Source organism: Mongoliibacter sp. (assembly GCF_007692705.1).
In the GTDB taxonomy this organism is placed as follows: domain Bacteria; phylum Bacteroidota; class Bacteroidia; order Cytophagales; family Cyclobacteriaceae; genus Mongoliibacter.
This window is the reverse complement of record NZ_REBN01000172.1, coordinates 1-6551: the sequence shown is the minus strand read 5'-3', so window position 1 is coordinate 6551 and position 6551 is coordinate 1. Positions and strand designations below refer to the sequence as shown.

4 protein-coding genes are annotated in these 6551 nt (G+C 36.6%); all 4 read left to right on the top strand.

Annotated features, from left to right (window positions below; genetic code table 11):
• Positions 1-343 precede the first annotated feature (343 nt).
• The 4 genes from EA341_RS11850 to EA341_RS11835 all read left to right on the top strand — a co-directional run bounded on the left by EA341_RS11850 (position 344) and on the right by EA341_RS11835 (position 6115).
• Complete coding sequence (locus EA341_RS11850) at positions 344-1219, top strand: M48 family metallopeptidase (protein WP_293014585.1); 876 nt, start codon at positions 344-346, stop codon at positions 1217-1219.
• Complete coding sequence (locus EA341_RS11845) at positions 1216-3990, top strand: gliding motility-associated C-terminal domain-containing protein (RefSeq protein ID WP_293014583.1); 2775 nt, start codon at positions 1216-1218, stop codon at positions 3988-3990. Before EA341_RS11850 ends, EA341_RS11845 begins: the two co-directional genes overlap by 4 nt.
• The gene (locus tag EA341_RS11840) at positions 3987-5015 is read left to right on the top strand and encodes a PorP/SprF family type IX secretion system membrane protein (RefSeq protein ID WP_293014581.1); all 1029 of its coding nucleotides are present in this window, start codon (positions 3987-3989) and stop codon (positions 5013-5015) included. The genes EA341_RS11845 and EA341_RS11840 overlap by 4 nt, the downstream gene beginning before the upstream one ends.
• A gap of 749 nt (positions 5016-5764) precedes the next feature.
• The gene (locus EA341_RS11835; RefSeq protein WP_293014579.1) at positions 5765-6115 is read left to right on the top strand and encodes a hypothetical protein; all 351 of its coding nucleotides are present in this window, start codon (positions 5765-5767) and stop codon (positions 6113-6115) included.
• The last annotated feature ends 436 nt before the right edge of the window (positions 6116-6551 follow it).

The window sequence follows — 6551 nt, the reverse complement described above, 5'->3', positions numbered from 1 at the left end:
AAATGAATTGAATAAGGGTTCCATTAATTAGTTATTTGATTTTAGACAAATGCCAAGAAGTGTTAATAAAACTGGGGAATAAAACTTTTGTAAATCAATAGTCTCTTAAAGTAAACTAATTGTATTTGGTTATAAAAGATCATTTATGATTTGGAATTTCATTAAATAAAGATTGATTCGGCAATTTTTCAAAAGAGACAACTCCTCTTGGACTAAAATCACATTAAAGCAGAAATCAAACCCCGTTCATTTACAATTGAAAACAATAAAAACCATTCAACTTTGATTTTTTTTATCATGCAAGGCGAAATTAATTTAGCCTGAATTGAAAAAAAATTCCATAATGGAAGACAATACAAATAAAGGAATGATTCAAATGTTTGCACTAAAAAACCAACTTCTAAAAATTTCTGCTGTTTTGATTTTTTTGCTTTTCGTTCCTGCCTGCACAAAAGTTCCTTTGGTCGGGAGATCTCAATTGTCTTTGATTTCCAATACGGAACTTTTGCCCATGTCTTTCGAGCAATACAACCGAATCATAAGTGAGAGTTCATTAATGACAAAAACGGAACAGGGTAAAAGAATCCTTGAAATAGGTACTAAAATGGCTAAGGCTGTAGATCAATACATGCGTTGGAGGGGGTATGAGAAAGAATTACAGGGTTTTGATTGGGAATTCCACCTAATCGATTCTGATGCTGTTAATGCTTGGTGTTTGCCTGGTGGTAAAATAGCATTTTACAGAGGAATTCTACCCATATGTGAGACTGACGAAGGAATTGCGGCCGTAATGGGTCATGAAATAGCACACGCAATAGCCAGTCATGGAAGGGAGCGTGTATCCAACGGTTTATTGTTAAGTTTTTTAAGTTTTGGAGTGCAGGTAGCTATGGGGGAAGAGTTATCTGAACGGGAAATGATTTTTTTACAGGCTTTTGGCATCGCTACTCAATTGGGAGAACTTAAGTTTTCCAGAAAACACGAATTGGAAGCTGACAAATTGGGACTATACTTCATGGCTATGGCTGGATATGACCCCCGAGAAGCTCCTTCTCTCTGGGACCGTATGGAAGCGGCCGGTTCAGGAGAAAAGCCTTTAGAGTTCCTTTCCACCCATCCTTCTTATGATCGCCGAAAGCGCAGGATGTGGGGAAAAATGGATATAGCCATAGATTATTATAATAACCCTTCAAGAGATCATGAAGCTCAGGCACAATGAAAAAACATTTTTATTTACTGATTTTCCTTTATTTTTCACTGACCTTGTTGAGCGATGCACAGGTAGATGTACCTGTAGGTTTCAAGAAGGTCAGTAAAAGTGAGTCAACTGTTGATACCTACCATATCCAAGGTGACTTCACCATTCTTGGCAACACCAATCTGACGCTTCGAGATTTTAATCCCAATACCAATGGCGTAAATGTGGACAACAATCGCGTACAAATGGAGTATGTGAACATCAGCAATGAAGCTGATATTCTTAATAGTTCGTCTTCAGATTTACAGTTTTCCAATGAAAATAATGTAAATCCCGATTGTTCCGAAATACTTTTTGCAGGACTTTATTGGTCGGGGAGAGCCGAGCCCGGTATTGGGGACAGTTTTGAAGTGAGGGGAATTCCACTGAATAAACGTAAAGTAAAGTTTAAGGGCCCACTTGACGATGAATTTATCGAAGTCAAGGCCAACCAGATGGGTGCTGTAGATCGCATATTATACCCTGAAGAGGATGAATATTTGGAAATGTTTGTGGGGTATGCAGATGTGACCGATTTGGTCAACGTCCAAGGTCAGGGTACATACACTGTGGGAAATATTGCACTTACTGAGGGGAATGGAGGTGATACAGGTTATTTTGGCCACTGGGCTTTGATTGTAGTGTATAAGAACGAAGGAATGCAGTTGAGGGACATAAGCATTTTTGATGGATATGCTTTTGTTGCTGCGGAGCGGATTGGAACTTTTATTTCGGGATCTATTGACATAGAAGGATTCAATGCAAGTCAATTTGGTGATGTAAAACTGAAACTTGGAATTTTGGCTGGAGAAGGGGATCGGAATATCACCGGTGACCGCTTGGAAATAAGAAATGCGGCAAATACAAATTGGGTACCTCTCTCCCATTCATTAAATACCTCGGATAATTTTTTCAATGCATCGATTTACACCCCTAACCGGATTGATAATCAATTATTAGAAAATCGAAGAAATCCCAATTACATCAACAATTCAGGGATAGATATAGCCATGTGGGAAGTCCCTAACCCCAACAACAGCATCATTGCCAATGGCCAGACTAAAACCAGTTTCAGATTTGGTACCAGGCAAGATCTGTATATTATTTATGCCCTTGCCTTTTCAGTGGATGCTTATGAATCAGACATAGAGGCAAAAATAAGTGTGTTCGACAGCAAAAACATTCCAATGGAAGAATTCGGTCTTGAAAACCTCTCAGTTGATGACATAATTAGTTTCAAAATTGACATCAGGAATTTGGGATTCGAAGATATTGAAGATGCTTACTTTGAATTAGGGATACCGGATGGTGTCCTGCTTTTGGAAGAAAGTTTACAATCAACTCTCCTTTTTGACAACGATGATTTTAAAACCGGACTTGTAAATAATGGTTTGCAAGCAGAATATGATTCCAAGGATAATACCATTAAATGGAATTTAGGGAATCTCCCGGAAGTACCGGGAGGCACATTGTCTGATGTTATCGCTGAATTAAATTTTAAAATTACTCCAATCAAAAACTGTGATTGGTTTTTACTTGAAGAATGCCTTAGACTCATTCCAATCCAGGGGATAATATCAGGTAAAGGGCACATCACCAATATGTCAGTAGAGAAAAATACTGTATTTGGTGAAAGGGATTTTTCAGATTGTAATGCAGAAAGATTCGAGGAAGGTTTTCTGGTCCTGAAGGTAAATGATCTATCCAGCTGTGAAAACCAGAGCAGCAACATTCCTTTGGTATTTGATTTTTCAGAGAGGGTCTTCGACGAGAATAGGATACCTTTTGAAGAAGTGGCCGGTTTATTCCCCAACTTTGTCAGGTTTTATTCAGCCCCCCCAAGTGACCCTTCTGCTACCGAATATACAATGGAAACGGGGTTTCCTTCCGGCCAAGGAACATTCGATGTCTTCTTTGATCCTTATTTGGGAACTCAATACTCGTGTACTATAGCCTTAACCCTTATCAGTTTTGAAGACTTGGATGTGGAAGTCTCTTCAATAATAATTCCAGATTGTGAAAATGGTCAATTGTCTAAAACCGTTGACTTGAATGTTTTGGGAGGTGTAAAACCCTATGAATTTATTTGGTCCGATGACAGTGTGGACCAAAATGAGCAAACATTTACTATTAATCAGGATGGTATTTACACGCTTACTATTAAGGATCAATCCGGACAAAAGTTCAATGCTGAATTCGAGCTGCATCCCTATGAAAGATTAGCTTTAAACATTGAAGTGTTTTCAGAAAGCCTTGCATCCGATAATGCCTTTTTAGTTGGTGTACCAATTTCATTTTCAATTGCACCACCTGACGACATAAATTCTATTTTTTGGGATTTCGGTAATGGCCAAGTTTCAACTAGTGATGGGTTTTCATTGAGTTACCAAGAGCCAGGCACTTATGGTATCAAACTTATTGTAGAAGATAAATGGGGATGTATCCAGGAAGAAATTATATCCATTGATATAATTGATCATTTTTTGATGGTTCCTGAAGTATTCTCCCCCAATCAGGATGGCTTAAACGATAATTTTTTCCCGGTTTTCACCATGGTAGAAAAATTAAAGTTTTCTGTTTTCAATAAGTGGGGTGAACTGATTTTTTTCACTGAAGACATCACTTCAAGTGGTTGGGATGGTGAATTTAAAGGACAGCTCTCTCCCCAGGGGATATACGTCTACAATTTACAATATGAAACATTTGATGGCAGAAACTTAAGTAAATCAGGATCATTTCTATTAAAAAGATGAACAAATCAAAACAAATATGGGTGATGGTAGGCCTATTGTTTATGACATTACGGCTTGAGGCACAGGATTTCCAGTACAGCCAATTTTTTGCTGCTCCCCTGTATTTAAATCCTGCTTTCACAGGATCCAGCGAAATGATCAGGGTTGGATTTAACAATAGAATTCAGTGGCCGGGACTGAACAAATCTTTTAAAGCAACCAGTGTATATGCAGATTTCTATTCTCATAGTTTACAAAGTGGTTTTGGCATCAGTGCGAATTCATTTTTGGAAGAACATATTCAATTAAGAACTCAGGACATATCAGGTTTCTATTCCTATAGGTTAAAAGTTGGAGAAAGGAAATCTTTAAGATTCGGCACACAGGTAAGTTATCAGGTGAAAAGTGCAGACATGGGAGATCTAATTCATCAAGATCAGATCGATCCGCTAACAAGAACAGTTTCAGGCACTACAAGTGATTTCATTCCAGACTTTGAGAACCAACAAAACTTCAGTATTTCTTTTGGAATGTTGTACACGGACAATAATTTTTGGATAGGAATAAGCAACCACCATATCAATAATCCTCAATTATGGTTTATAGGTGATGATCAGTACAGTCATTCATTTCAAAAGTATTCCATACACGGAGGATATCAATTTTTACTTTCCGATAATTCTTTTAGTAGAAATACTTCAGAAAAATTTTTTTTGATCAAAGGTAACTACAAGCAACAAGGCCCTTTCAAGCAACTGGATCTCGCTACACAGTTAACCCTGGGTATTTTGGATTTGGGACTGGGATATAGAGGGATTCCCGGAACAGTCAACTTACCCAATAGGGACTCTATAATTTCGATGCTTGGGTTCAATATTGATTCAAAATACTTGGTAGGTTATTCTTATGATTGGCAGTTATCCGGCCTGGGGAATGACAGCAGGGGCGTACATGAAATATCCATACGGTTAAAATTCCATACTGCAGAAAGCCGTTTGAATGCCATGCAAAATCCTGCCTTGAGATGCTTTTATTACCTGTTCTGATACCTCCTGTTTGTGCGAGACATCATCACTACAATAAATAAGTATTATAAATCGGCCACTTACTGTTTCATAACTTGAAATTTGGGTCATTCGGAGCTATTTTTTGCATCTTGTTTGTACGAAAAAACAAGATAAAAAGCGGATCTGTGAGTATTCAGATTGTCCAAAAGATTACGCGTACAAATAAAATAATAAAGACCATCGGTATCGCCCATACCACCCGTGAAGAAGAACTGCTTATCCTTCTGAAAAACAATCAAATAAAGCGGGAAAAGGGTCTCTCTTCACTTTTTGTAGAACATGACGATCTGATGTTGAAAGCTTTTTGCTCATCTCATCATTGCTTCAATTTATCCTTGCTAGTAAGATTGCGGACAATCATGCTAATCTTTGAAAGAAAATACTAAATATAAATATTCTCACAAACTTTTTGCTAGATAAAAAAGCAGATCACCAATTTAAGTAGGTTGTATTCTTGATTGGTTTAATCAACCTAAATTTGTCAGTTGACAACTGATTAGATTTCAATTCTTTTGGAAATAAAAAAATATCAATTGGAATATTAAAAGGTAAATGAAATTTCTAGAGTAAAAAAGAACGAGAGATACTTTCATATTTCAATATGAGCATAATATGTTTTTGGAAAAATAACCTTTGCTTATTATACATTTCTTTAACTAAAAATAACAGATAATTAAGATGGTAAGGGTTAATTTTTGAAAAGAGCAACAAATGGTTTAAAATCGAAAATGATTATAAAACTAAGTTTACTCACAAAAATGACATTCCTGCTATATTTCACAATAGTAGGTTTAGGATCAAATGAAAATTATAAAACAGTCAATGATTTTGACATTTTTTTTGGAGAGGCAAACAATGTCAATCCATTTAGAAAAAGAGGCCAACCTGAAGAAATCAAAACCCTGAATGTCAGAATTACTGTAAAGGGACATCGCACAATAAGACAGATAGTTTCTATTGAGGTTTTTAATGGAAAAGAATGGGAACTGGCAAGGTTTGATCACAGGATACGTGCAGGATGGGTTACCATCAGATACCAACGAAGTATTTATTTTTTAAATAGCAATACCTACACCTAAATTGAATCTTAGGAATGCAACGGGTTCAGGTCATTTTTTGTCAATCATAAAACAATTGGGTGCCTACGTATTTTTAACACTAATAGCAACCTTAGGGCTTAATAATTTCAATTGATAACATTGATAAGATACACATAAAATGATCTAAATTAAAACAGGAGTTGATTTCATACAAATAATGGAATAGTTCAGCATTTAAAACATACATAAAAGAAAATCAATTCATCCCGCTCAAAAGCTGCTCTGGAAAAAATATTCCCGCAATAAAAAAACAATGAGGAGATAGTTTTTTCTTAGCAAACTGAATTTGAGGCCTCACGAGGATCAATCAACCGGCATCGCGTGTATAAGATCTTTCAAGGCAGACTCCACCGCAAGTACAGTGCCGCCATGTATACTTTCGATTTTATTTATCTTGGTTATAATATCAAGCTTA